Annotated in this window: 1 protein-coding gene; it reads left to right on the top strand. The window is 39.4% G+C overall.

The annotated features are described in order from the left end of the window. Positions 1-11 precede the first annotated feature (11 nt). Positions 12-1,163, top strand: a complete 1,152-nt coding sequence (locus tag KHA96_RS09585; RefSeq protein ID WP_249315541.1) for an IS4 family transposase — start codon at positions 12-14, stop codon at positions 1,161-1,163. Positions 1,164-1,306: the final 143 nt, after the last annotated feature.

The raw sequence follows: 1,306 nt of genomic DNA on the forward strand, positions 1-1,306 counted from the left end.
CAGCCACAACACTGGCATGCCCATCCCATAATTACAACTTCACAAAATTATCGGATGAATCCTTAGTGAAAATATTTCTCCTTTCGACCCTCTTTCGCTGGGGTAGCCTTCGGGAAATCGAAGTAGCTATAAGGTCGAAAAAGCAGATCCAAAATGAACTCAAGATTGGCTCCATTAGTGCTTCTCAGATAAGCCGTCGGCTTAGGTCCTTGGATACAGCTGAGTTATCAGCCTTGTTGGGTCGCATCGCATGGAAATATTGGTCCATTAAGTCCAAGGCAAAAGGAATCCATTCAAATGTAGGGATATTACGTATCATTGATTCAACGTTCATAAAATTGCCCAACCAGGCTTCCGACTGGACGGCTGTATCAAAAGATTCCAGCGGGGTAAAATTGCATCTTTGTTTGGCCGTTGCCTCTTCCGACAGTGTGTTTCCTGAACGGATGATTCCTTCCACCTCCAATGTTGCGGATATAGATGCCGTCAATCATTTGATTGATTGTGACGATGCCACCTATGTCATGGATCGTGGATATGGTGAAAAAACTAAAATAGGCGGTTGGCTTAGCAGGGGCGTCAAGTTCTTAGTCCGTGTAAAAAAGACCTTTAAAGTTGAGACATTGAGAGAATATACCCCTGATGTACCTAATGTAACAAAGCATGCGAAAGTCTCGATAAGGACAAGGCCTGAAAGGTTGAAGCTCGTTGAATTTACGGATAACGAAGGCACATTTTTCCGAATCTTGACAAATCGCTTGGATTTAACTGAACAGGAGATCATGGATACCTATAAAAACCGATGGTTTATTGAGATTTTCTTCAAATGGTTAAAACAACATATTAAAGTAGAGCATCTATTCAGCCATTCGCCGATTGGAATATGGAATCAACTATTCCTTTCTCTCATTACCTTTGGATTGCTTGAGATATTAAAACTACTGAAACAGCCTAGAAAAACAGCTTGGCAATTTTTAAGGATCCTTCGCCAATATCTTTTGGATTCGTGGGATGAAGTAAACAGGGAATTTTATCGCCCTCAAAAAAGAAGCAAAGGAAGACAGAAGGTACCTAGTAAAATACCTATCCCACGAATATATGGTGAAAATGTAGCAATTGTCAGCCCGATTTCAAAGGATCATTACGTAAAGAAAGAAAAATAGAAAAGTAAATATTTACAAAAAAAGGGAACTGGGTCGAAATAGACTGAGCGTTACCTTTTTTTAAAAAATAGAATGAAAGCGACTGGAAAATTTTTACTTTTAAATCAAAAGTTACATTTATTGGTTATCGTGCAACACTAGTG

The organism is Bacillus sp. FJAT-49711 (assembly GCF_018343715.1).
Lineage (GTDB): Bacteria > Bacillota > Bacilli > Bacillales > Bacillaceae_C > Lederbergia.